This is a genomic window from Streptomyces pyxinae, from assembly GCF_024756275.1.
GTDB lineage: Bacteria > Actinomycetota > Actinomycetes > Streptomycetales > Streptomycetaceae > Streptomyces > Streptomyces pyxinae.
Genome location: NZ_JANUGQ010000035.1, coordinates 47,181 through 71,257, shown reverse-complemented (window position 1 = coordinate 71,257; position 24,077 = coordinate 47,181). Strand labels below are relative to the sequence as shown.

Genomic DNA, 24,077 nt, shown 5'->3' with positions numbered 1-24,077 from the left:
CCCCGCCGGGTCCGGGCACCCGCCAGCCCCGGGGCCCGCAGGCCTGGCCCACCGGCCCCGGGGCCTGCCGACCCTGACGCCCGCCGACCTGGCGCCCTCCGGCCCTCGGGCCCCGACCCCCTCCGACCCTGTCGGCAGCCCGCCCCGCCTCCGGGACCCGCCGGCCCTGGCACCCTCCGGCCTCGGGGCCTGCCGACCCTGACGCCCGCCGACCTTAGCGCCCACCGGCCCTCGGGCCCCGCCCCCCTCCGACCCTGTCGGCAGCCCGCCCCGCCTCCGGGACCCGCCCGGCCCGGCACCCGTACGGCTCCACCCCGGGACCCGCAGGCCTGGCCCTCCGGCCTCGGGACCTGTCGGCCCTGGCACCCCCACCCTGGGACCCGCCGGCCCTGGCGCCCACCGGCCCCGGGGCCTGCCGACCCTGACGCCCGCCGACCCTGACGCCCGCCGACCTTGGCGCCCTCCGGCCCTCGGGCCCCGGCCCCCTCCGACCCTGTCGGCAGCCCGCCCCGCCTCCGGGACCCGCCCGGCCCGGCGCCCGCACGGCTCCGGGACCCGCAGGCCTGGCCCTCCGGCCTCGGGACCTGTCGGCCTTGGCACCCCCACCCCGGGACCCGCCGGCCCTCGCACCCAACCCCGGAGCCCCGGCGGCTGGCGCCCTCCGGTCCTGTCGGCAGTCGGACCCGGCGTCCTGGGCGCTGGGACTCACCGGGCCTGGCACCCGTACAACTCCGACCCCGGGGACCCGCCGGCCCGGGCCCCGCGCCGCCCCGATGTCCGGCCCCGGGACCCGGGCGACTCCGCCCCCGGGCTCCACCGGCCCGGCCCTCCGGCCTTGGGACCCGGCGGGCCGGGCGCCCGCACGACTCCGCCCCCGGTCGGCGGCCGACCCCCGCGCCCAGACCCCTCCGACCCCACCCCTGACGCCTCGACCCCGCCGCCCGCGGTCCCCGCCCGAGACGCCCGACGCCCGGCCTCCCGGCTCCGGCCCCATCGGTCCCGACCCCCCAGCCCCTCCTCCCCCGGTCCCGCCCGGCGCCCAGCACCCGCCTGGGTCGGGCGCCGCGCCGCCGGCCCACTCGCCCGCCCAGCCCCGCCGACCATCTCCGGCCCCGCCCGGAGCCCGAGCCGGCCGGCATCCGGCAGCCGCCCCGCCGGGCCGCTCCCGTATCCGCCCGGAACCCGGCGTCCCGCGCCCAGCGAACCTCCCGGGCGCTGACCATCCGGTCCGGGCCCGTCGACCGCCCCGGGGCCGGCGACCCGCCGACGCCCCGGCCCGGCCCGGCGCCGTCACCCCGGGCCCGCGAGCTGCCACCAGTCCAGTGCCTCGGCCCCGGCGCCCACCGCCCGGCCGACCCCCGGTACCGCCCGGCAGCCGACCCGCCGGGCCGCTCCCGTACCCGACCGGGAACCCGGGCCGCTCCGGCATCCCGCACCCCGGGCCCGCCGTCCACCCAGAACGGCCCCGTGCCTCCCGGGCGCCCGGGCCGTTCCCCAGGCCGGGTCCCTCCGCCGCGACCGCCGGGCGCTCCGCCGCGTCCGGTGGCGCGCCCTCGGAGCCGTATCCCCACCCCGCCGTCCACCACCCTCCGCCCTCCGTCCTCCGGAAGGAGCCCCCATGGCCCGCCCGCTCTCCCCCGACACCCTCCTCGCCGCCCTGCGCGCCGAGGGTGTCACCGTCGTCGAACACCCCGGCTGGCGTACCCGGAACCGCAATCACATGGGCCCCTGGGGCCCGGTCCACGGGGTGATCGTCCATCACACCGTGTCGGCCGGCTCGGCCGCCTCGGTGGCGCTCTGCCGCGACGGGCACGCCGCCCTGCCGGGGCCGCTCTGCCAGGCCGTGGTCGACAAGGCAGGCACCGTCCATCTGATCGCCAACGGCCGCGCCAACCACGCCGGCAAGGGCGACGGCGCCGTGCTGGACGCGGTCGTCGCGGAGACCGCCACCCCCGCCCCGCGCCGGGACGACACCGACGGCAACGCCCGCTTCTACGGCTTCGAGTGCGTCAACCTCGGGGACGGCGCCGATCCCTGGCCCGCCTCCCAGCTGGACGCGATCGAACGGGCCGCCGCCGCGCTCTGCCGGGCGCACGGCTGGTCGGCCGCGTCCGTGATCGGCCACAAGGAGTGGACCCGTACCAAGGTCGATCCGCGCGGCTTCGCCATGGCCGACCTGCGCGGCCGGATCGCCACCCGGCTCAAGGGCGCCCCCGCCGGCCGGCCGGGCGGGACCACCCCCGGCACCCCGGCCCCGCGCCTCCAGCCCTTCCCCGGCGCCGGTTTCTTCACCTCCGCCACCAGCTCCCCGGTAATCACCGCGATGGGCCGCCGGCTGGTGGCCGAGGGCTGCTCGGTGTACGTCTCCGGGCCCGGCCCGCGCTGGACCGACGCCGACCGCCGCTCGTACGCGAAGTGGCAGCGGAAGCTCGGCTTCACCGGCGCCGACGCCGACGGCGTGCCCGGTCACACCTCCTGGACCGCGCTGAAGGTCCCGTACACCGCCTGATCCCGCACGGAGTTCACCATGCCCCCTCTCTCCGACCCCGCCCGCCGCACGATCCGCACGGTCCTCCAGACCGCCGTCGCGCTCGCCGTCGCCCTCCCCGCGATCGTGGACGCCGCCGGTCTCCCGGCCGCACTCCCCTGGGTGGCCGGGGCACTGGCCGTCGCCGGGGCGCTGACCCGCGTCATGGCCCTGCCGGCCGTCCAGGCGTTGCTGCCCCGCTGGCTGCGCACCGCCCCGCCGCCGGAACCCACGGGTCCCGACGGAACCGCCGCCGGAACCGGGGCGAGCGCCCCCGAGCCGGGGAGCCGCCCATGATCGAGCACGAGCCGGACAGCCCGGTGGTCGTCGCCGTGGAGCTGGAACGGCTGCGCGGCACCCTGGAGGCCGGCTTCGCCCGGGTCGACGGGGCGCTGGCCCTGCTGGTCCAGCGCAGCGACCAGACCGACCGGCAGCTGGCCGACCACGAGCAGCGGCTCGACACCCTGGAGCGCGGCCGGTGGCCGCTGGCCAGCATCACCGCGCTGACCGGCGGCGCCGGACTGCTCCTCGCCCTCTGGACCGCCGGCGGCCGGTAGATCCTGGCCCCCGGCGCCGGGCACACCGCACCGCCCCGGGTACGCCGGAGGGCGGCCACCCCGTCACTCGTACGGGATGGCCGCCCTCCGTCATGCGCAGGACATCAGACGTGAGCCGGCGGTCGCCGCCGGCTCACGCCACGCGCCTCACTGGTTGTACGGACCGTAGTCGTAGTCCTCCAGCGGAACGGCCTGGCCGGAGCCGGTGCCGAACGGCGAGTAGTCGATGTCGTCGTAGCCGACGGCCGAGTACATCGCGGCCTTGGCCTCCTCGGTCGGCTCGACCCGGATGTTGCGGTAGCGGGACAGACCCGTACCGGCCGGGATGAGCTTACCGATGATGACGTTTTCCTTGAGGCCGATCAGGGAGTCCGACTTGGCGTTGATCGCCGCGTCGGTGAGCACCCGGGTCGTCTCCTGGAAGGACGCCGCCGACAGCCACGACTCGGTGGCGAGCGAGGCCTTGGTGATACCCATCAGCTGCGGACGGCCGGAGGCGGGGTGACCGCCCTCGGTGACCACACGACGGTTCTCGGTCTCGAACTTCGACCGCTCGACCAGCTCGCCCGGCAGCAGCTCCGCGTCGCCGGACTCGATGATCGTCACCCGGCGGAGCATCTGCCGGATGATGATCTCGATGTGCTTGTCGTGGATCGACACGCCCTGCGAGTTGTAGACCTTCTGGACCTCGCCGACCAGGTGGACCTGGACCGCGCGCTGGCCGAGGATGCGCAGCACGTCGTGCGGGTTGGTCGCACCGAAGGTCAGCTTCTGGCCGACCTCCACGTGGTCGCCCTCGCCCACCAGGAGCTTGGCGCGCTTCGAGATCGGGAAGGCCGTCTCGTCGCTGCCGTCGTCCGGGGTGACGACGAGCTTCTTGGTCTTCTCGGTCTCCTCGATCCGGACGCGGCCGGCCGCCTCCGAGATCGGGGCGACACCCTTGGGCGTACGGGCCTCGAAGAGCTCGACGACACGGGGCAGACCCTGGGTGATGTCGTCACCGGCCACACCACCGGTGTGGAAGGTACGCATCGTCAGCTGGGTACCGGGCTCACCGATGGACTGGGCGGCGATGATGCCGACCGCCTCACCGATGTCCACCAGCTTGCCGGTGGCCAGCGACCGGCCGTAGCAGAACGCGCAGGTTCCGACGGCCGACTCACAGGTCAGCACCGAACGGGTCTTGACCTCCTCGACGCCCGCGGCGACGAGCTGGTCGATGAGCACATCGCCCAGGTCGACGTTGGCCGGGGCGACGACCTTGCCGTCCACCACGACGTCCGCGGCGAGCATCCGCGCGTACACGGAGGTCTCGACGTCGTCCGCCTTGCGGAGGACACCCGCCTCGTCCTTGGCCGCGATCCGCAGCTTCAGACCGCGCTCGGTGCCGCAGTCCTCCTCGCGGATGATCACGTCCTGCGAGACGTCCACCAGACGACGGGTCAGGTAACCCGAGTCGGCGGTACGCAGGGCGGTGTCGGCCAGACCCTTTCGGGCACCGTGCGTGGAGATGAAGTACTCCAGCACGGACAGGCCCTCACGGAAGGACGCCTTGATCGGACGCGGGATGGTCTCGTTCTTCGCGTTCGACACCAGACCACGCATACCGGCGATCTGCCGCATCTGCATCATGTTTCCTCGGGCACCCGAGTCAACCATCATGAAGATGGGGTTGGTCTTGGGGAAGTTCGCGTTCATCGCCTCGGCGACCTCGTTGGTCGCCTTGGTCCAGATCGTGATGAGTTCCTGCGTGCGCTCGTCCTTGGTGATCAGACCGCGCTCGTACTGCTTCTGGACCTTCTCGTCCTGCGCCTCGTAGCCCCGGACGATCTCCTTCTTCGCCTCGGGGACGACCACGTCGGAGATGGCCACGGTGACACCGGAGCGGGTGGCCCAGTGGAAGCCGGCCGCCTTCAGGTTGTCGAGCGTCGCCGCCACGATGACCTTGGGGTAGCGCTCCGCCAGGTCGTTGACGATCTCCGAGAGCTGCTTCTTGCCCACGGAGTAGTCGACGAACGGGTAGTCCTCGGGCAGCAGCTCGTTGAAGAGCGCGCGGCCCAGGGTGGTGCGCAGCCGGAAGGAGTCACCCTGCTGCCACTCGGGCTCACCCTCCTCCGCGACCGGCGGCACCCAGCCGCGCGGCGGCACGGTACCGATCGGGAAGCGGATGTCCACCTTCGCCTGGAGCGACAGCTCCCGGGCGTCGAAGGCCATGATCGCCTCGGCGGTGGAGTTGAACGCCCGGCCCTCGCCCTTGACCTCGCGCTCCTCCTCGTCCGTGGTGAGGAAGAAGAGGCCCAGCACCATGTCCTGGGTCGGCATGGTGACCGGACGGCCGTCGGCCGGCTTGAGGATGTTGTTCGAGGACAGCATCAGGATGCGGGCCTCGGCCTGCGCCTCCGCGGAGAGCGGCAGGTGGACGGCCATCTGGTCACCGTCGAAGTCCGCGTTGAACGCGGTGCAGACGAGCGGGTGGATCTGGATGGCCTTGCCCTCGACCAGCTGCGGCTCGAAGGCCTGGATGCCGAGGCGGTGCAGCGTGGGCGCACGGTTCAGCAGCACCGGGTGCTCGGCGATGACCTCTTCGAGGACGTCGTACACCACGGTGCGGCCGCGCTCGACCATGCGCTTGGCCGACTTGATGTTCTGCGCGTGGTTGAGGTCCACCAGGCGCTTCATCACGAACGGCTTGAACAGCTCCAGCGCCATGGCCTTGGGCAGACCGCACTGGTGCAGCTTGAGCTGCGGGCCGACGACGATGACGGAACGCGCCGAGTAGTCCACGCGCTTGCCGAGCAGGTTCTGGCGGAACCGGCCCTGCTTGCCCTTGAGCATGTCGCTCAGGGACTTCAGCGGACGGTTGCCCGGACCGGTGACCGGCCGGCCGCGGCGGCCGTTGTCGAACAGCGCGTCGACGGCCTCCTGGAGCATCCGCTTCTCGTTGTTCACGATGATCTCGGGGGCACCGAGGTCGAGCAGACGCTTCAGGCGGTTGTTCCGGTTGATGACCCGGCGGTACAGGTCGTTCAGGTCGGAGGTCGCGAAGCGGCCACCGTCCAGCTGCACCATCGGACGCAGGTCCGGCGGGATGACCGGCACGCAGTCCAGCACCATGCCCTTGGGGCTGTTGCTGGTCTGGAGGAACGCGGAGACGACCTTGAGGCGCTTGAGCGCCCGGGTCTTCTTCTGGCCCTTGCCGGTACGGATGATCTCGCGGAGGCGCTCGGCCTCCTCGTTCAGGTCGAAGGACTCCAGGCGCTTCTGCAGCGCGGCGGCGCCCATCGAGCCGTCGAAGTAGGTGCCGAAGCGGTCGCGCAGCTCGCGGTAGAGCAACTCGTCGCCCTCCAGGTCCTGGACCTTGAGGTTCTTGAAGCGGCTCCACACCTCGTCGAGGCGGTCGATCTCGCGCTGGGCGCGGTCACGGAGCTGCTTCATCTCGCGCTCGGCGCCCTCGCGCACCTTGCGGCGGACGTCCGCCTTGGCGCCCTCGGCCTCCAGCTCGGCCAGGTCGGTCTCGAGCTTCTTGGCGCGGGCCTCCAGGTCGGCGTCGCGGCGGTTCTCGATCTGCTGGCGCTCGACGGAGACATGGGCCTCCAGCGAGGGCAGGTCGCGGGTGCGGCGCTCCTCGTCCACGTACGTGATCATGTACGCGGCGAAGTAGATGACCTTCTCCAGGTCCTTCGGGGCGAGGTCCAGCAGGTAGCCCAGCCGGGACGGAACGCCCTTGAAGTACCAGATGTGGGTGACGGGAGCGGCCAGCTCGATGTGGCCCATCCGCTCACGGCGCACCTTGGCGCGGGTGACCTCGACGCCACACCGCTCACAGATGATGCCCTTGAAGCGGACGCGCTTGTACTTGCCGCAGTAGCACTCCCAGTCCCGGGTCGGACCGAAGATCTTCTCGCAGAAGAGTCCGTCCTTTTCGGGCTTGAGGGTGCGGTAGTTGATGGTCTCCGGCTTCTTGACCTCGCCGTGGGACCACTGACGGATGTCGTCAGCGGTGGCCAGGCCGATCCGCAGCTCGTCGAAGAAGTTGACGTCGAGCACTATGCGTCAATCCCTCTCAGGGTCGTGTCTCAATCAATGGTCTGTACGGTCCCGGGGACGGCCGGGGCTCCACTCGGGGAGCCCCGGCCGGGCCCGTCAGACCTCTTCGACGCTGCTCGGCTCGCGCCGGGACAGGTCGATGCCGAGCTCCTCCGCAGCGCGGAAGACGTCCTCGTCGGTGTCGCGCATCTCGATGGACATGCCGTCCGAGGACAGCACCTCCACGTTGAGGCACAGGGACTGCATCTCCTTGATGAGCACCTTGAAGGACTCGGGGATGCCGGGCTCGGGGATGTTCTCGCCCTTGACGATGGCCTCGTAGACCTTCACGCGGCCGGTGACGTCGTCGGACTTGATGGTCAGCAGCTCCTGGAGGGCGTACGCGGCGCCGTAAGCCTCCAGCGCCCACACCTCCATCTCACCGAAGCGCTGGCCACCGAACTGAGCCTTACCACCCAGCGGCTGCTGGGTGATCATCGAGTACGGACCGGTCGAGCGGGCGTGCAGCTTGTCGTCGACCAGGTGGTGCAGCTTGAGGATGTACATGTACCCGACCGAGATCGGGTCCGGGAACGGCTCGCCGGAGCGGCCGTCGAACAGCCGGGCCTTGCCGGACGGGAGCACCATGCGCTCGCCGTCGCGGTTCGGGATGGTGTGCTGGAGCAGACCGGCCAGCTCGTCCTCGCGGGCGCCGTCGAACACCGGGGTGGCGACGTTGGTGCCCGGGGCGACCTGGTCGGCGCCGATGGCCTGGAGGCGCTCGGCCCACTCGTCGGCGAGCCCGGAGACGTCCCAGCCGCGGCTGGCGAGCCAGCCGAGGTGGATCTCCAGCACCTGTCCCGGGTTCATTCGGGACGGCACACCCAGCGGGTTGAGGATGATGTCGACCGGGGTGCCGTCCTCCAGGAACGGCATGTCCTCGATCGGCAGGATCTTGGAGATGACGCCCTTGTTGCCGTGGCGGCCGGCGAGCTTGTCACCGTCGGTGATCTTCCGCTTCTGCGCGACGTAGACGCGCACCAGCTGGTTGACACCGGGGGGAAGCTCGTCGCCCTCCTCGCGGTCGAAGACGCGGACGCCGATGATCTTGCCGGTCTCGCCGTGCGGCACCTTCAGCGAGGTGTCACGGACCTCACGGGCCTTCTCACCGAAGATCGCGCGGAGCAGCCGCTCCTCCGGGGTCAGCTCGGTCTCACCCTTCGGGGTGACCTTGCCGACCAGGATGTCGCCGGCGACGACCTCGGCACCGATCCGGATGATGCCGCGCTCGTCCAGGTCCGCGAGGACCTCCTCGGAGACGTTCGGGATGTCCCGGGTGATCTCCTCGGGGCCGAGCTTGGTGTCCCGGGCGTCGACCTCGTGCTCCTCGATGTGGATCGAGGAGAGGACGTCGTCCTGCACGAGGCGCTGCGACAGGATGATCGCGTCCTCGTAGTTGTGGCCCTCCCACGGCATGAACGCGACCAGCAGGTTCTTGCCGAGCGCCATCTCGCCGTTCTCGGTGGCCGGGCCGTCGGCCAGGACCTGGCCCTCGATGACCCGGTCGCCCTCGGAGACGACGACCTTCTGGTTGACCGAGGTGCCCTGGTTGGAGCGGGAGAACTTGGCGATCCGGTACGTGGTGTACGTGCCGTCGTCGTTGGTGACGGTGATGTAGTCGGCCGAGACCTCCTGGATCACACCGTCCTTCTCCGCCTTGATGACGTCGCCGGCGTCGGTGGCGCAGCGGTACTCCATGCCGGTGCCGACGAGCGGGGCCTCCGCCTTGATGAGCGGTACGGCCTGGCGCATCATGTTCGCGCCCATGAGGGCACGGTTGGCGTCGTCGTGCTCGAGGAACGGGATCATGGCGGTCGCGACCGACACCATCTGGCGCGGCGAGACGTCCATGTAGTCCACGTCGTCGGGCGCGACGTAGTCGACCTCGCCGCCACGGCGGCGGACCAGCACGCGGGCCTCGGCGAACCGCAGCTCGTCGGTGAGCGGCGCGTTGGCCTGGGCGATGACGAAGCGGTCCTCCTCGTCGGCGGTCAGGTAGTCGACCTCGTCGGTGACCTGGCCGTCCACGACCTTGCGGTACGGGGTCTCCACGAAGCCGAACGCGTTGACCCGGCCGTACGAGGCGAGCGAACCGATCAGACCGATGTTCGGGCCTTCGGGGGTCTCGATCGGGCACATGCGTCCGTAGTGGGACGGGTGCACGTCACGGACCTCGAAGCCGGCCCGCTCACGGGACAGACCACCCGGGCCCAGCGCCGACAGACGGCGCTTGTGGGTGAGCCCCGACAGCGGGTTGTTCTGGTCCATGAACTGGGACAGCTGGCTGGTGCCGAAGAACTCCTTGATGGAGGCGACGACCGGCCGGATGTTGATCAGGGTCTGCGGCGTGATCGCCTCGACGTCCTGGGTGGTCATGCGCTCGCGCACGACGCGCTCCATCCGGGCCAGACCCGTGCGGACCTGGTTCTGGATGAGCTCGCCGACGTTGCGCAGACGGCGGTTGCCGAAGTGGTCGATGTCGTCGGTCTCGACGACGATCTGGCTGCCGCTCTCGCCGACCGTCTCGGTCTCCCCGGCGTGCAGCTTCACCAGGTACTTGATGGTGGCGATGACGTCGTCGGTGGTGAGCACGCCGGCGTCCAGCGGCTCGTCGGCGCCGAGCTTCTTGTTGACCTTGTAACGGCCGACCTTCGCCAGGTCGTAACGCTTCGGGTTGAAGTAGAGGTTCTCAAGAAGCGTCTGCGCGGCCTCGCGCGTCGGCGGCTCGCCCGGACGCAGCTTGCGGTAGATGTCGAGCAGCGCGTCGTCCTGGCCCTGGGTGTGGTCCTTCTCCAGGGTGGCGCGCATCGACTCGTACTCGCCGAACTCCTGAAGGATCTGCTCGGTGGTCCAGCCGAGGGCCTTCAGCAGTACGGTGACCGACTGCTTGCGCTTGCGGTCGATGCGCACACCGACCATGTCGCGCTTGTCGATCTCCATCTCCAGCCAGGCACCCCGGGACGGGATGATCTTGGCCGAGAAGATGTCCTTGTCGGAGGTCTTGTCGATGGAGGAATCGAAGTAGACACCCGGCGAGCGGACCAGCTGCGACACCACGACACGCTCGGTGCCGTTGATGACGAACGTGCCCTTGTTGGTCATGAGCGGGAAGTCGCCCATGAAGACCGTCTGGGACTTGATCTCGCCGGTCTCGTTGTTGGTGAACTCCGCGGTGACGAAGAGCGGGGCGGCGTACGTGAAGTCGCGCTCCTTGCACTCGTCGATGGAGTTCTTCGGAGGCTCGAAGCGGTGGTCGCGGAAAGTCAGCGACATCGACCCGGAGAAGTCCTCGATCGGCGAGATCTCCTCGAAGATCTCCTCCAGACCGGACTTGGTGGGAACGTCCTGTCCGGACTCAAGAGCAGCCTCGACACGAGCCTTCCACGCCGCGTTGCCGAGCAGCCAGTCAAAGCTCTCGGTCTGCAGCGCGAGCAGGTTCGGAACCTCGAGGGGCTCCTTGATCTTTGCAAAGGAGATGCGCAGCGGGGCGGTGCTTGCGCCGTTGTTCGTATTCGCGGTCGAGGCGTTGCGCGAGGCGGCCAAGAGGGGGTCCTTCCGAGGGCTCGGACTCACTACGCGCGTACCGGTCCCACGCCGGCAGAGAGACAGAAATCCCAGGTCAGGGCGTTTCGTCTACGGTGCTCTTGCGAGGGGATGCCCCTGGTGACGGGCAGGGAGCAGCTAACAGGCAGCGCAAAGGGACAGTGTAGCCACATGGCCCACTGATGTCCAGGGCGAGTAAATCGCATCCCTCGTTGTTCTCAACTCCACGGCCCTCGCGCCGTCGGCGCACCTCGATACTGCCCGCTCGGTCGTCGATCCATGCCTCGGATCCGGATCGTTGTGACGACGCGTCCTGAGAATTGCGCGCTGCGTGCGGTTCGTCAAGGCCCCCCGGCGTACGGGGCGCACGGCGAAGATCACCCTACTCCGCCCGGAGGGGTGTGTTCGACAGCAGGACGGGTGACGCGCGCAACGCCGAAGGGCGACCACCCTGATGGGTGATCGCCCTTCGGTGGACGCCCGTGACGGGCGCCCGGAGCAGGGGGCGGAGGACGGACCCGAAGGCCCGTCCGCGCCGCTCAGCCTCGCTCAGGTGAGTCCGGGGACTCGGTGAGTCACTTGACCTCGACGGAAGCGCCGGCGGCCTTGAGGGACTCGGCAGCCTTCTCGGCGGCCTCCTTGTTGACCTTCTCCAGGACCGGCTTCGGGGTGCCGTCGACGAGGTCCTTGGCCTCCTTCAGACCCAGCGAGGTCAGCTCACGCACGACCTTGATGACCTGGATCTTCTTGTCGCCGGCACCGGTGAGGATGACGTCGAACTCGTCCTGCTCCTCGGCGGCCTCGGCGGCCGGGGCGCCCGGGGCACCGGCGGCGGCAACGGCGACCGGGGCGGCGGCGGTGACGTCGAACTTCTCCTCGAAGGCCTTCACGAACTCGGAGAGCTCGATCAGGGTCATCTCCTCGAACTGCGCGAGCAGGTCGTCCTGGGACAGCTTCGCCATGATGGCGTCCTTCCACTCAAATCGGCTGGTGCCGGATGTACATGTCGGCGGGCGTGTGCCTCACGGCAGAACTCCGGAGACGCTCGGCCCGCGTCGACCGCCGCCTCAGGCGGCAGCGGTCAATGTGCGAGCCGAATTACTCGGCACCGCCCTGCTCGGCCTTCTTGGCACGAAGCGCCTCCGCGGTGCGGACGAACTTCGAGGGAAGCGCCTGGAAGAGCGCGGCAGCCTGGGACTGCTTGCCCTTCATGGCACCCGCCAGCTTGGCGAGCAGAACCTCGCGGGACTCGAGGTCCGCAAGCTTCTTGATCTCGTCGGCGGACAGCGCCTTGCCGTCCAGCACGCCGCCCTGGATGACCAGCGCGGGGTTCTCCTTGGCGAAGTCACGGAGACCCTTCGCCGCCTCGACCGGGTCACCGGTCACGAAGGCGACAGCGGTCGAGCCCTTGAGGTGCTCGTCCAGCTGAATCCCGGCCTCGTTGGCCGCGATCTTGGTCAGCGTGTTCTTCACCACACGGTACTGAGCGTTCTCACCGAGCGATCGACGCAGCTGCTTGAGCTGCGCCACGGTAAGACCGGTGTACGCGGTCACGACAGCCGCGTTGGAGTTGCGGAACTTGTCCGTGATCTCCTGAACGGCTGCGACCTTGTCGGGCCTCGCCATGAGCCTCGGCCTCCTTCCGGGTGATGAGGACCGCGCAGAAGGGGCTGGGCAAAACGAAACGCCCCGGCGCAGGCGCACGGGGCTCGACTCGACCGGGTGTACGAGACATCCGGGAGGTCCATCCACAGTCACCTGCGCAGGCCGTCCGCGAGCTAGCGGATCCTTCGGTAGCCGCACCCCGATCGGAGCACAGCGACAACCATGCGGTCTTTGGCTTCTCCGAGAGAGTACGGGAAGCGGGCGCGTCCGAGCAAATCGACCCAACCGTGTGACGTACCCGCCCCGGCCCGCGGCCAACCCCCGGCCAGCTCCAGGGCTTCCCGCCGCCCCCGTGAACGGTGGCCGCCCGGGCACCGAAACCCGCGCCGCCCTACCGATACGCCCCCCCCTGCCGGGCCGCGTCCCCCCGAAGCGGCACCCCGCGCTCCCGCTGCCGGGTAACGTCCCGGCTCACCCGGACCGCTCCTCGCGCAGGCGGGGATGGCCCCCGGCCGGACCGGCCGATGAACGGGCCCTTCCGCCGTTCCCCACGCGCGGGGCCCTGACAGGCACCGGCTCACGTGAGTCGGTGCTCGGCCCGATTCCCTGTGAGGCCCGAGGAGCCACGCTCGACGGCTGATCGGCGGGCCCCCTCCGGGCAGTGGCGCTCCCCAGCCCCGGGTTACGGGCCAGGGGGCCGTACGGACTCCCGGAGCAGGCAGGTACGGCTCCGGGCGCAGCTCGCCGGGACGGGGCCCGGAAGGGTGCGTACGGGCGGGCCACCGGGCGCAGCCGCGGGCGGCGGGCCCCGGGCCCCGGGAACGCCGCCGGCCCCCGGGGCTCGCGGGGAGCTCCGGGGGCCGGGGGGACGCGTACGCGCGTACCGCGACTGCCGTCAGGTTCAGACGGCGGCCGGGTCCTCCTCGACGAGGAGGTTGCGGGTGCGGTTGGAGTCCAGCGGGATGCCGGGGCCCATGGTGGTGGTCAGGGTCGCCTTCTTGATGTAGCGGCCCTTGGCGGCGGACGGCTTCAGACGGAGGATCTCCTCCAGCGCCGCCGCGTAGTTCTCCACCAGCTTGGTCTCGTCGAAGGAGACCTTGCCGATGATGAAGTGCAGGTTCGAGTGCTTGTCGACGCGGAACTCGATCTTGCCGCCCTTGATTTCCGTCACGGCCTTGGCGACGTCCATCGTGACCGTACCGGTCTTCGGGTTCGGCATCAGACCACGCGGGCCGAGGACGCGGCCGAGGCGGCCGACCTTGCCCATGAGGTCCGGGGTGGCGACGACGGCGTCGAAGTCCAGGCGGCCCTTGGCGACCTCGTCGATCAGCTCGTCGGAGCCGACGATGTCGGCGCCGGCGGCCTCCGCGGCCGCAGCACGGTCACCGGTCGCGAAGACCAGGACCCGGGCGGTCTTACCGGTGCCGTGCGGAAGGTTCACGGTGCCGCGGACCATCTGGTCGGCCTTGCGCGGGTCGACACCCAGACGCAGGGCGACCTCGACGGTGCCGTCGAACTTGGTGGCGGCGGTGTCCTTGGCGAGACGGACGGCCTCGAGGGGGGCGTAGTTCCGCTCCCGGTCGATCTTGGCGTCCGCGCCGCGGAGTGCCTTGCTGCGCTTCACTGCTGCTCCTGTTGGTTCACGTGTGGAGTTGTGGTCCGGGCCGGCGCGGGCCCTGCCACAGGGGACTGCTGCGGAAGGCCGATCAGCCCTCGACCGTGATGCCCATGGAACGGGCGGTGCCGGCGATGATCTTCTCGGCGGCGTCCAGGTCGTTGGCGTTCAGGTCGGGCAGCTTGGTCGTGGCGATCTCACGGACCTGGTCGCGCGTCAGCTTGGCGACCTTGGTCTTGTGCGGCTCGCCGGAGCCCTTGTCCACACCCGCGGCCTTGAGGATCAGCTTGGCGGCCGGCGGAGTCTTGGTGATGAAGGTGAAGGAACGGTCCTCGTAGACCGTGATCTCCACCGGCACGACCATGCCACGCTGCGACTCGGTCGCGGCGTTGTAGGCCTTGCAGAACTCCATGATGTTGACGCCGTGCTGACCGAGCGCGGGGCCGACCGGCGGAGCCGGGTTGGCCGCGCCGGCCTGGATCTGGAGCTTGATGAGCCCCGTGACCTTCTTCTTCTTGGGAGGCATTGCTCTCTCCGGGTCCTAGTGAGAGTGTTCCTGCCCCTTCCGGAGCCGTCCGGCATACGCGGACATCCATCCGGATGGAGGCATACCGCACAACGATAACGGGTATAGCTGTGCGGCCAAAAACCGAGCAGGTCAGAGCGGCCGCGAGGGCCGTTCCGACCTGCTCGGAAGCGTGCGAGGCGTACGGAACGCGTACCGCCGTCGTCAGTTCTTCTGGATCTGGTCGAAGCTCAGCTCGACCGGGGTCTCCCGGCCGAAGATCTCGACCAGGCCCTTGACCTTCTTCGAGTCGGCGTTGATCTCGTTGATCGTGGCCTGGAGGGTGGCGAAGGGGCCGTCGGTGACGGTGACCGAGTCGCCCACCTCGAAGTCCAGCACCTGGACCTCGACCTTGCGGGCCGGAGCCGGCTTGCCCTCGGCCTCGGCGGCCGCGCGGGCCGCCTTCTCCTCGGCCTCCGGAGCGAGCATCTTGACGATCTCGTCCAGGGTCAGCGGGTACGGGTCGTAGGCGTTGCCCACGAAGCCGGTGACGCCCGGGGTGTTGCGGACGACGCCCCAGGACTCATTCGTCAGATCCATCCGGACGAGCACGTAGCCGGGCAGCTTGTTCTGCCGGACGTTCTTGCGCTCGCCGTTCTTGATCTGGACGATCTCCTCCTCGGGCACCTCGGCCTGGTAGATGAACTCCTCGACGTTGAGCGAGACGGCGCGCTGCTCCAGGTTGGCCTTCACGCGCTTCTCGTAGCCCGCGTAGGTGTGGATCACGTACCACTCGCCGGGCAGCCCGCGCAGCTCCTCGCGGAGCGCGGCGATCGGGTCGACCGGGGCCTCGGCGGCCTCAGCGGTCTCCACGACCTCGTCGGCGGACTCGGCCTCGACCTCGTCGGCCTCGGTCTCGTCGGCCTCGGTCTCGTCGGCGCCGGCGTCCGACTCGGACGCCTCGTCCGGCTCGGCGGCGTCCTCGTCGGAGGCGCCGGCCTCACCGGGCTCGACCACGTCCTGCTCGTCGACCTCGGCGACGGCGGCGGCGTTGGCGCGGAGCGCGGCTTCCTCGGCCGGGTCACCGGCAGCGGCGTCCGCAGCTTCCGCCTGGTCCTCGTCGGCCGCCTTGACGATGTCGTGCTCGTCCTGGGCGGACTCGTTCAGGTTCGGGTCAGACACGGTGGCTGCTTCTTCCTGGATACAGACGGGGTGGAACATGCGAAAAGGGGCGCCGCCGGGACGGGCGCCCTCCGCTGGAATCAGCCGAAGAGGTACTTGACTGCTTCCTGGAAGCCGTAATCAATCACGGTCACCAGACCGATCATGATGACGACGAAGACAATGACGACGGTCGTGTACGTCGTGAGCTGGCTGCGCGTGGGCCAGACGACCTTGCGCAGCTCGGCGACGATCTGCCGGTAGAAGAGCGCGAGACGGCCCAGTGGGCCCTTCTTTCCGCGCTTGCCGCCCTTGCGGTTCTTCTTGGGGGCCTCGTCCTCGGCATCAGGCATGTCGATGGAGCCTACGGCGTCCGTCACGAGTCTCACCTGATTCCGGGTCGGCCGTGCCGCGCCCGGGTGGAGCCGCACGGCGGTGCAATGAAATACATACCTGCGCACACATCCTGGCGGTGTGTGTAGCAGGGCCGGAGGGACTTGAACCCCCAACCGCTGGTTTTGGAGACCAGTGCTCTACCAATTGAGCTACGACCCTTTGTGCTGCTCCCCCAACCTACCGCATCCCGGAGGGTGCTCGGTGAGGGCCAACGAGCGATGAGTGTACGTGGTCGGCGCCGCCGCGTCGAACAGATACCTGCGGACATGCCTGGCCGGACCCCCGGAACCACCGCTCCGGCCGCGCTCACCGGGCCGCGGCGACCGCCGTCCCGACCCCGCTCCCCGACCCCCGGGACGGCCCCGCCGGGCCGCTCTTCCCGGGCCACCGGAAGCCCCGCTTCCCGGCGGTCCGGGACATGCTCCGAGCCCCCGGGAAGCCCGTCGTTCCGGAACCCGAAACCTGTGCACCGGGGGCCCCGCGGGTCTGGGACGATGGCCGCATGAGCGCTGCAACCTCTCCCTCCGAGCGCCGGGTCTCCGCCCGAGTCGGCGCGATCTCCGAGTCCGCGACCCTCGCCGTGGACGCCAAGGCCAAGGCCCTCAAGGCCGCCGGGCGTCCGGTGATCGGCTTCGGCGCGGGCGAGCCCGACTTCCCGACGCCCGACTACATCGTGGAGGCCGCGATCGAGGCCTGCCGCGACCCCAAGTACCACCGCTACACTCCGGCCGGCGGGCTGCCCGAGCTGAAGAAGGCGATCGCCGCCAAGACGCTCCGCGACTCCGGCTACGAGGTCGACCCGAGCCAGATCCTGGTGACCAACGGCGGCAAGCAGGCCATCTACGAGGCGTTCGCCGCCATTCTCGACCCGGGCGACGAGGTCATCGTCCCGGCGCCGTACTGGACCACCTACCCCGAGTCGATCCGGCTCGCGGGCGGAGTGCCGGTGGAGGTGGTGGCCGACGAGACCACCGGCTACCGGGTGTCGGTGGAGCAGCTGGAGGCGGCGCGCACCGAGCGCACCAAGGTCGTGCTGTTCGTCTCCCCGTCCAACCCGACCGGCGCGGTCTACAGCCGGGAGGACGCCGAGGCGATCGGCCGCTGGGCCCTGGAGCACGGCCTCTGGGTGCTGACCGACGAGATCTACGAGCACCTGGTCTACGGCGACGCCACCTTCACCTCGCTGCCGGCCCTGGTGCCGGAGCTGCGGGACAAGTGCGTCGTGGTGAACGGTGTGGCGAAGACGTACGCGATGACCGGCTGGCGGGTCGGGTGGATCGTCGGTCCGCAGGACGTGGTGAAGGCGGCGACCAACCTGCAGTCGCACGCCACCTCCAACGTCTCCAACGTGGCCCAGGTCGCCGCGCTGGCCGCCGTCTCCGGGAGCCTGGACGCGGTCGCCGAGATGCGTACCGCCTTCGACCGCCGCCGCCAGACCATCGTGCGGATGCTCAATGAGATCGAGGGCGTGCTCTGCCCGGAGCCCGAGGGCGCGTTCTACGCGTACCCGTCGGTGAAGGAGCTGCTCGGCAAGGAGATCCGGGGCAAGCGCCCGGCGACCACGGTGGAGCTCGCCGCGCTGATCCTGGAGGAGGCCGAGGTGGCCGTCGTCCCCGGTGAGGCGTTCGGCACCCCGGGGTATCTGCGGCTGTCGTACGCGCTGGGCGACGAGGACCTGGTCGAGGGCGTCTCCCGGATGCAGAAGCTGCTGGCCGAGGCGCGGGACTGACCCAGGAAAGACCGAGGAGAAGACCACCGACTCACGTGAGTCGGTGACCCAGCGGCCGCGGAAGGGCCGGTGGGACCGGACACGGAGACGTGCCGGCCCCACCGGCCCTTCCGCGTTTCGGTGCCGGCTACTCGCGTGAGCAGGCCCGTTTCTCCGTTCGGGCGGCTCCCGATCGGGGAAACGGCCTGTTCCCGGCGGGCGGGTTGCGGCAGGATCCGGGGATGGAACGTGTACGCGACCTGAGCCTGCTGCCGAAAGCCCATCTGCATCTGCACTTCACCGGGTCGATGCGGCCCGGGACGCTGCTGGAGCTCGCCGACAAGTACGGGGTGCACCTCCCCGAGGCGCTGACCTCGGGCGAGCCGCCGAAGCTGCGGGCGACCGACGAGCGGGGCTGGTTCCGGTTCCAGCGGCTGTACGACGCCGCCCGGTCGTGTCTGCGGGCCCCGGAGGACATCCGGCGGCTGGTGCGGGAGGCGGCCGAGGAGGATGTCAGGGACGGGTCCGGGTGGCTGGAGATCCAGGTCGACCCCACCTCGTACGCGCCCCGGCTGGGCGGGCTGATTCCGGCCATGGAGATCATCCTGGACGCGGTGGAGAGCGCCTCCCGGGAGACCGGGCTCGGCATGCGGGTGCTGGTGGCCGCGAACCGGATGAAGCATCCGCTGGACGCCCGGACGCTGGCCCGGCTGGCCGTCCGGTACGCGGACCGGGGGGTGATCGGCTTCGGCCTCTCCAACGACGAACGGCGCGGGATGGCCCGGGACTTCGACCGCGCCTTCGCCATCGCCCGGGAGGGCGGGCTGCTGGCCGCGCCGCACGGCGGGGAGCTGACCGGGCCCGCCTCGGTGCGCGACTGCCTGGACGACCTGCGGGCGGCCAGGATCGGGCACGGCGTCCGGGCCGCCGAGGACCCCCGGCTGCTGCGGCGGCTGGCGGACCAGGGCGTGACCTGCGAGGTCTGCCCGGCCTCCAATGTGGCGCTGGGCGTCTACGAGACCCCCGCGCAGGTGCCGCTGCGCACCCTCTTCGATGCGGGGGTGCCGATGGCGCTGGGGGCGGACGACCCCCTGCTCTTCGGCTCCCGGCTGGCGGCGCAGTACGGGATCGCCCGCGAGCACCACGGGTTCACCGACGCCGAACTGGCCGAGCTGGCCCGCCAGTCGGTCAACGGTTCGGCCGCCCCGGAGGACGTACGCAAGAAGCTGCTGGCGGGCGTGGACGACTGGCTGGCGGGATAGGCGCGGCCCCGGCCGGAACGACCCCCGTACATGCCGACCGGGCCGCGCTTCCCCTTCCCCGTGTCAGGTCCCCTTGTCGGGTCCCCTGCCGGGCCCCCTGTCAGATCCCCTGTCAGGAGCGGAGCGGAAGTTCCTCGCCCGGTGCGAGCGGGCGGAACTCGACCGGGGTACGTCCCGGCGCCTCGAACCGCAGGGTGTCCCCCGACAGCCGCAAGGATCCGGCCACGGTGTACTCCCGCCCGCTCTCCTCATAGCCGTCCGCCGCGCCGTACTCGCGGACGGCCCGCCAGTCCCGCCCGTCGAACCGGGCCGTCCCCGGCCCGCAGTGCGTTCCCAGGCGGTACGGATACCGGACACCCTCCCGGAGGTGGGCCGGGCCCGGTCACGAGCCGCCCGGGAGCGCCGCCGCTGTCGCACCCGGCGAGCAGCGGCAGGGCGGCTCCGGGCAGGACACTTCCCCGCCACCGCCGCCCACGGTCGGTCCGGCGTACCGCGGGCTTCGCGGGGTGTCGTACGGATAAACGGGTCATGAGCAGCCCCCCTGCTTCGTTTCCTCTGGGTGGTAGTGGTGCGCGGCCCCGGGCTCCTCCGGCGTCCCGGGACTCCCGGTGCCGGAACGCACCGGCTCGAAACGCACGGTGTCGTCGGAGACCAGGGTCAGATAGCCGGCCGAGGGCAGGCCGTCCGGGCGCGCGGCCCGGTCGGGACCGCCCGGCCGCGCCGCCGGTCCTGGACGGTCCGGTTCACCGGCCGCCCGCCAGAGCCGGCCGCCGAAGAAGAGGTACGCCGGGGAGCAGGCGGCCGGCCGGTCGTACGCGTACCGGACACCGCGTACCGGCTCGGCGGGGGCGGCGACGGCGGCGGGCGCGTCCGAGTGGCGGCGCTCGGGCTCCCGGGCGAGGCACGCCGGGCGCGCGCCCCGGTAGGCCTGATAGGTGAATGACGGCTCCGCGTCGCTCGCCCCCTCGAACACGGCCGTGTCCGGCGCGGAACCGCCCCCGGCCCCGCGCGACCAGCGCAGAAAGCCGTGCAGCCGGTCCCCGGACCGGTCGGCCGGCGGCGAGGGCGCGTCCGACTCCCAGACCCGGCCGCCAAAAACCACGTACCGGAGGCCGCAGGCGGCGGGGGCCAGGTCGTACCGGTAGCGGACGCGCTCGACCGGCTTCCGGGGCCCGCCGTCCAGCGGCTCGCCCGCCTTCGACGGCGGCTGCGGCGGGTAGCGGCCGACGGAACTCCGCACGTCCCTCGGGCCGGGCGAGGAGGGCGCCGAGAAGGAGGCACCGCGCTCGGCCGGGCGGTGAGCCGTCGTCGGGGCGGCGGGCGCGGCCGCCCCCGCCCAGTGGCCGACGGCCGGCGCCCCCAGGAGCAGCGCAGCCACCGCCGCGCCCCCGAGCAACCGGCGCCGGCGCCGTACCCGCCGGCCGCGTGCCAGCACGGCCGCCACTCCCGGTGGCCCGGTGCCGCCACCGCCGGCCGCCGGCTCCGCCAGCTCGCGCAGCCGGATCCGCAGCTCGGCCGCGCCGGCGGGGTCGTTCCCGCCGGATCCGTTCTCGCTCATCGCACTTCCCTTCCGGGCGCTTCCGGGCCGCTCGCACCGCTTCCGGCGTAGCCCGCGAGCGCGCCCATGGCCCGCAGCCGTTCCAGTGCCCGGTTGGTGCGGCTCTTGACCGTTCCGGGCGAGCAGCCGAGCAGCTCGGCCGTCCGGTCCACCGACAGGTCCTCGTAGAAGCGGAGCACCACCACGGCCCGCTGGGCGCGGGACAGCGCGGCGAGCGCCCGGTCCAGTTCCAGGCGCACGTCCAGGCCACCGATGAGGTCGCCGGCCGCCGGGTCCGGGCGCCCTTCCGGCTGCCCGGGCCCGGTGACCTCCCCGTGCCAGCGGCGCCGGCGCCAGGTGGCGTAGAGGTTCACCACGACCTTGCGCGCGTACGCCTGCCGCGACTCCCAGCCGGCCGAGCGGTGCCAGCGCAGATACACCTTGACCAGGGCCGACTGGACCAGGTCCTCGGCGGAGTGCCAGTCGCCGGTGAGCAGCCGCGCGGTGCGGAGCAGTGAGGCGTACGCCGACTCCGCGAAGACCGTGAAGTCGGTCGAGTCGGTCAAGCCGATCGAGTCGGTCAAGTCGCTGAAGCCGGCGTCGCGCCCGGTCCGGACCGTCGCCACCGCTGGTCCCCCTTCGCCCCCGTGGTCCGCCGACCACCGGGGACCCGTCACCCACTCGACAACCCGGGGCGGGCAAGAGGTTCCCTCGTCGCGACGGGCTCCGGCCGCGATGGTCCGGGGAAAGCCCGAGGGCGCCCCGCGTGGTTCACGGGGCGCCCTCGGGCACACAAAAGACAGGTAGGGGACGACTTCAGTCCGTCAGGGGCTCAGAGGACGACGCCCACCGTCACCGGTTCGTTGACCAGGGTGACGCCGAAGGCCGCGCGCACACCGGCGACGACCTCACGGGCGAGGGCGAGCAGGTCCTCGGTGGTGGCGGCGCCCCGGTTGGTGAGGGCGAGGGTGTGCTTGGTGGAGATCCGGGCCGGGCCCTCGCCGTACCCCTTGGTGAAGCCCGCCTTGTCGATCAGCCAGGCGGCCGAGGTCTTGATCCGCCCGTCGCCGGCCGGGAAGGCGGGCGGATTGACGTCCGTGCCGAGCCGCTCGTGCACCCGGGCGAGGAAGGCGTCGTACGCCTCCTGCTCCAGGATCGGGTTGGTGAAGAAGGAACCGGCCGACCAGGTGTCGTGGTCCTCCGGGTCCAGCACCATGCCCTTGCCGGCCCGCAGCCGCAGCACCGTCTGGCGGGCGAGCGCCAGCTCCACCCGGTCGCCGGGCCCGACACCGAGCACCCGGGCTGTCTCGGCGTACCGGACCGGCGCGCTCAGCCCCCCGGCGTCCTCCAGCCCGAACCGGACGCGCAGGACGACATACCGCTCGGGGTCGGCCTTGAAGCGGCTGTGCCGGTAGGAGAAGGCGCAGTCGGCGTTGGCGAGCGTCACCGTCTCGCGGGCCCGGCGGTCGTACGCCACCACCTCGGTGATGGTGGCCGAGACCTCCTGGCCGTACGCCCCGACGTTCTGGATCGGGGTGGCGCCGGCCGAGCCGGGGATGCCGGCCAGGCACTCGACGCCCGCCAGCCCGGCCTCGACGGTCCGGGCCACCGCGTCGCTCCACACCTCGCCGGCCGCCAGCTCCAGCCGGGTGCCGTCGAGCGCGAAGCCCCGGGTGGCGATCCGCAGCGCGGTGCCCTCGAAGCCCTTGTCGCCGATGACCAGGTTGGAGCCGCCGCCGATGAGCAGCAGCGGCGTACCGCTGTCGTCGGCCTCGCGGACGGCGGCGACCACCTCGTCGTCGGTGGTGGCCGTGACGAGCCGGGTGGCGGGGCCGCCGAGCCGGAAGGTGGTCAGCGGGGCGAGCGGGGCGTCGTGGAGTACGTGCACGCGTGCAAGGTTAACCGTGCCGCCCCCGGACACCCCGGCGCCGACCGGGGGCGGGGGCCAGGCCGGGGCGGGGCACCCGGGGGCAGTGGCCGGCCCGCAGGCAGGCGCGACAGCTCGGACACATCGGCGTCGGCACATCGGCGTCGGCCGCCGCCTGCGGCCCGGGCCGCAGGCGGCGGACCGGGCACGGAGGCACTGGCCCCGGAGAGACAGCGGCCAGGAGAGGCGAGCAGCGGCCCCAAAGGGAGCAGCGGCCAGGAGAGGCGAGCGGCGGCCCGGAAGGGGGGCGGCATCGAGGGGAGGCGGGCACCGGCCCGGAAAGGGGCGGCGGCCGCAGGCGGCGGACCGGATGCAGGCACCGGCCTCGGAGGGACAGCGGCCAGGGGCGGCGGGCAGCGCCCCAAAGGGAGCAGCGGCCAGGAGAGGCGGGCGGTGGCCCGAAAGGGGGGCGGCGGGCGGCGGCCCGGCGGGTGACTCGCCCGGCCCGCGGCCTCCCGCCGCCCCGGCGTACGCGGCCGTCAGGCGAGCTGGACCACCGCGCGGGACATGCCCAGCACCTTCTGGCCCGCGCTCATCGCCGTCAGGTCCACCCGGACCCGCCGGTCGTCCAGCTTGGCGCCGACCTTGGCGCTGACCTCGATCAGGGCGCCCGTCTCGTCGTCGGGCACCACGACCGGCTTGGTGAAGCGGACCCCGTACTCCACGACCGCGCCCGGGTCGCCGGCCCAGTCGGTCACCACCCGGATCGCCTCGGCCATGGTGAACATGCCGTGCGCGATGACATCGGGGAGGCCGACCTCACGGGCGAACCTCTCGTTCCAGTGGATCGGGTTGAAGTCCCCGGAGGCACCCGCGTACCGGACCAGCGTGGCGCGGGTCACGGGGAAGCTCCCGGCCGGCAGCTCGGTGCCGACCTCCACCTCATCGTACGTGATCTTCGCGGTCATCGTCTCAGGCTCCCTCTGCCGCCCGTGCCACCAGCTTGGTCCACGCCGTCACGACGTGTTCGCCCGCCTCGTCGTGCACCTCGCCACGGATGTCGAGGATGTCGTTCCCGGCGAGCGACTTGATCGCCTCGATGGTCGAGGTCACCCGGAGGCGGTCCCCCGCCCGTACCGGACGGGAGTAGGCGAATCGCTGGTCGCCGTGGACCACCCGGCTGTAGTCCAGGCCGAGCTGCGGGTCCTCGACCACCTGGCCGGCCGCCGCGAAAGTGATGGCGAACACAAAAGTCGGCGGAGCGATCACTTCGGGGTGACCGAGCGCCGTCGCGGCCGCCGGGTCGGTGTACGCGGGATTGTCGTCCCCCACCGCCTCGGCGAATTCGCGGATCTTCTCGCGGCCGACCTCGTACGGCACGGTGGGCGGATAGGTCCGCCCGACGAAGGACTGGTCGAGCGCCATGGGGCGCGCTCCCTCCTGGATCGACGGGGTCGATGCGTTTGACGGGTACAAGAATCAAAGGAACAGAGGGGACCAAGGAACCACAGGCACCGGCCGGCGGAATCGTCGGGGCGTCATGACCGACGGGATCATTCCACCGGCGGGAGCATTCGGCGGGATCATTCCCACCAGGCGGAGGCGACGGGCCCCCGGTGCCCGCCGGGGCCCGGGACCGGCCCCTCGGGACCTGGCGGGACCGGTCCGTGGCTCCATGGGCCCGTGACCGCCGGGGCCGGCCGCCGGG

18 protein-coding genes and 1 tRNA gene are annotated in these 24,077 nt (G+C 71.7%); 5 read left to right on the top strand and 14 right to left on the bottom strand.

Features of this window, described 5'->3' with window-relative positions:
• Positions 1-1,618 precede the first annotated feature (1,618 nt).
• From NX801_RS28035 to NX801_RS28025, 3 genes are read left to right on the top strand one after another with little or no spacing between them, the layout of a single operon-like run.
• Positions 1,619-2,509 (top strand): peptidoglycan-binding protein, encoded by an 891-nt coding sequence (locus NX801_RS28035; protein ID WP_258790739.1) that lies wholly within the window; start codon positions 1,619-1,621, stop codon positions 2,507-2,509.
• 18 nt (positions 2,510-2,527) lie between these two features.
• The gene (locus NX801_RS28030; RefSeq protein WP_258790738.1) at positions 2,528-2,824 is read left to right on the top strand and encodes a hypothetical protein; all 297 of its coding nucleotides are present in this window, start codon (positions 2,528-2,530) and stop codon (positions 2,822-2,824) included.
• Positions 2,821-3,084, top strand: coding sequence for a hypothetical protein (locus tag NX801_RS28025; RefSeq protein ID WP_258790737.1), 264 nt, complete (start codon positions 2,821-2,823; stop codon positions 3,082-3,084). The genes NX801_RS28030 and NX801_RS28025 overlap by 4 nt, the downstream gene beginning before the upstream one ends.
• A 147-nt stretch (positions 3,085-3,231) precedes the next feature.
• Here NX801_RS28025 and NX801_RS28020 read toward each other — a convergent pair whose 3' ends face one another.
• The 9 genes from NX801_RS28020 to NX801_RS27980 all read right to left on the bottom strand — a co-directional run bounded on the left by NX801_RS28020 (position 3,232) and on the right by NX801_RS27980 (position 16,154).
• On the bottom strand, positions 3,232-7,131 hold the full coding sequence (locus NX801_RS28020; protein ID WP_258790736.1) for a DNA-directed RNA polymerase subunit beta': 3,900 nt from the start codon (positions 7,129-7,131) through the stop codon (positions 3,232-3,234).
• Between the two features lie 96 nt (positions 7,132-7,227).
• Complete coding sequence (rpoB, locus tag NX801_RS28015; protein WP_258790735.1) at positions 7,228-10,713, bottom strand: DNA-directed RNA polymerase subunit beta; 3,486 nt, start codon at positions 10,711-10,713, stop codon at positions 7,228-7,230.
• Between the two features lie 575 nt (positions 10,714-11,288).
• Positions 11,289-11,675 (bottom strand): 50S ribosomal protein L7/L12, encoded by a 387-nt coding sequence (gene rplL / locus NX801_RS28010; protein ID WP_258790734.1) that lies wholly within the window; start codon positions 11,673-11,675, stop codon positions 11,289-11,291.
• A 136-nt stretch (positions 11,676-11,811) separates the two neighbouring features.
• The gene (gene rplJ / locus NX801_RS28005; protein WP_258790733.1) at positions 11,812-12,339 is read right to left on the bottom strand and encodes a 50S ribosomal protein L10; all 528 of its coding nucleotides are present in this window, start codon (positions 12,337-12,339) and stop codon (positions 11,812-11,814) included.
• Between the two features lie 880 nt (positions 12,340-13,219).
• Positions 13,220-13,942, bottom strand: coding sequence for a 50S ribosomal protein L1 (rplA, locus tag NX801_RS28000; RefSeq protein ID WP_258790732.1), 723 nt, complete (start codon positions 13,940-13,942; stop codon positions 13,220-13,222).
• 82 nt (positions 13,943-14,024) lie between these two features.
• The gene (gene rplK / locus NX801_RS27995) at positions 14,025-14,459 is read right to left on the bottom strand and encodes a 50S ribosomal protein L11 (RefSeq protein WP_105867024.1); all 435 of its coding nucleotides are present in this window, start codon (positions 14,457-14,459) and stop codon (positions 14,025-14,027) included.
• A 204-nt stretch (positions 14,460-14,663) separates the two neighbouring features.
• On the bottom strand, positions 14,664-15,620 hold the full coding sequence (nusG, locus tag NX801_RS27990) for a transcription termination/antitermination protein NusG (RefSeq protein ID WP_428986252.1): 957 nt from the start codon (positions 15,618-15,620) through the stop codon (positions 14,664-14,666).
• Positions 15,621-15,700: 80 nt separating this feature from the next.
• Complete coding sequence (gene secE / locus NX801_RS27985) at positions 15,701-15,979, bottom strand: preprotein translocase subunit SecE (protein WP_258790730.1); 279 nt, start codon at positions 15,977-15,979, stop codon at positions 15,701-15,703.
• A 102-nt stretch (positions 15,980-16,081) separates the two neighbouring features.
• Positions 16,082-16,154: transfer RNA gene (locus NX801_RS27980), tRNA-Trp, on the bottom strand.
• Positions 16,155-16,497: 343 nt separating this feature from the next.
• On the opposite strand from NX801_RS27980, the gene NX801_RS27975 reads away from it, so the two are divergent.
• Both NX801_RS27975 and NX801_RS27970 read left to right on the top strand, forming a co-directional pair.
• Positions 16,498-17,724: a pyridoxal phosphate-dependent aminotransferase gene (locus NX801_RS27975; RefSeq protein WP_258790729.1), complete on the top strand. Its 1,227-nt coding sequence runs from the start codon at positions 16,498-16,500 to the stop codon at positions 17,722-17,724.
• Between the two features lie 221 nt (positions 17,725-17,945).
• Complete coding sequence (locus tag NX801_RS27970; RefSeq protein WP_258790728.1) at positions 17,946-18,965, top strand: adenosine deaminase; 1,020 nt, start codon at positions 17,946-17,948, stop codon at positions 18,963-18,965.
• A gap of 526 nt (positions 18,966-19,491) precedes the next feature.
• Here the strand turns inward: NX801_RS27970 and NX801_RS27965 are convergent.
• The 5 genes from NX801_RS27965 to NX801_RS27945 form a co-directional block, all read right to left on the bottom strand.
• Positions 19,492-20,523, bottom strand: a complete 1,032-nt coding sequence (locus NX801_RS27965) for a hypothetical protein (protein ID WP_258790727.1) — start codon at positions 20,521-20,523, stop codon at positions 19,492-19,494.
• Positions 20,520-21,128: a SigE family RNA polymerase sigma factor gene (locus tag NX801_RS27960; RefSeq protein WP_258790726.1), complete on the bottom strand. Its 609-nt coding sequence runs from the start codon at positions 21,126-21,128 to the stop codon at positions 20,520-20,522. The genes NX801_RS27965 and NX801_RS27960 overlap by 4 nt, the downstream gene beginning before the upstream one ends.
• 206 nt (positions 21,129-21,334) lie before the next feature.
• Positions 21,335-22,390 (bottom strand): UDP-N-acetylmuramate dehydrogenase, encoded by a 1,056-nt coding sequence (locus NX801_RS27955; protein WP_258790725.1) that lies wholly within the window; start codon positions 22,388-22,390, stop codon positions 21,335-21,337.
• Between the two features lie 518 nt (positions 22,391-22,908).
• The gene (locus tag NX801_RS27950) at positions 22,909-23,337 is read right to left on the bottom strand and encodes a MaoC family dehydratase (RefSeq protein WP_258790724.1); all 429 of its coding nucleotides are present in this window, start codon (positions 23,335-23,337) and stop codon (positions 22,909-22,911) included.
• 4 nt (positions 23,338-23,341) lie between these two features.
• Positions 23,342-23,794, bottom strand: coding sequence for a MaoC family dehydratase N-terminal domain-containing protein (locus NX801_RS27945; protein WP_258790723.1), 453 nt, complete (start codon positions 23,792-23,794; stop codon positions 23,342-23,344).
• Positions 23,795-24,077 lie beyond the last annotated feature (283 nt).